The 1,103-nt window shown below is 72.2% G+C and carries 1 protein-coding gene; it reads left to right on the plus strand.

Features of this window, described 5'->3' with window-relative positions; all coding sequences use genetic code 11:
- Nucleotides 1–186 precede the first annotated feature (186 nt).
- On the plus strand, nt 187–1,103 hold a 917-nt coding region (gene moaA, locus RIF68_RS29305), incomplete at its 3' end, for a GTP 3',8-cyclase MoaA (protein ID WP_309054300.1).

Below are 1,103 nucleotides of genomic sequence, written 5' to 3' on the forward strand. Positions count from 1 at the left end.
CTGACCGACGAGGACCCGGAGACGTACGTGCGCGGTTTCCTCGTCGGCTTCGCCGAGTCCGCGGGGGAGCGGTTCGGCGGGGCGACGCGGCCGCTCCGGTCCTCGTGACAATCTGCCCTGCTGCTCGCCCGCGCGCTCACGTAGGCTCGGAGACAGAAGCGACCGGATATCGGGGAGGGGGCCCACGTGCTCATCGACACCTACGGCCGAGTGGCCACTGACCTGCGCGTTTCCCTCACGGACCGGTGCAACCTGCGCTGCACCTACTGCATGCCCGAGGAAGGCCTGCAGTGGCTCGCCAAGCCGGACCTGCTCACCGACGACGAGATCGTCCGCCTGATCCGCGTCGCCGTCACCGACCTCGGCGTCACGGAGGTCCGCTTCACCGGCGGTGAGCCCCTGCTCCGCCCCGGCCTCGTCGGGATCGTCGAGCGCTGCGCCGCCCTCGAACCCCGCCCCCGGATGTCCCTGACCACCAACGGCATCGGGCTCAAGCGCACCGCCACCGCCCTCAAGGCCGCCGGGCTCGACCGGGTCAACGTCTCCCTCGACACCCTGCGCCCCGACGTCTTCAAGACCCTCACCCGCCGTGACCGGCACCGGGACGTCCTCGACGGCATGGCCGCCGCCCGCGACGCCGGCCTCACCCCGGTCAAGGTCAACGCCGTCCTCATGCCCGGACTCAACGACGACGAGGCCCCCGACCTCCTCGCCTGGGCCATCGAGCAGGGCTACGAGCTCCGCTTCATCGAGCAGATGCCCCTCGACGCCCAGCACGGCTGGAAGCGCGACGGCATGATCACCGCCGGTGACATCCTGGAGTCCCTGCGCACCCGCTTCACCCTCACCGCCGAAGGGGCCGAGGAGCGCGGCTCCGCCCCCGCCGAGCGCTGGACCGTTGACGGCGGCCCCCACACGGTCGGCGTCATCGCCTCCGTCACCCGGCCCTTCTGCCGGGCCTGCGACCGCACCCGGCTCACCGCCGACGGGCAGGTCCGCACCTGTCTCTTCGCCACCGAGGAGACCGACCTGCGGGCCGCCCTCCGCTCGGACGCCGACGACGCCGAAATCGCCGCGATCTGGAAGCGGGCGATGTGGGGCAA

This window comes from Streptomyces sp. (assembly GCF_031178505.1).
Classification (GTDB): Bacteria; Actinomycetota; Actinomycetes; order Streptomycetales; family Streptomycetaceae; genus Streptomyces; species Streptomyces gulbargensis.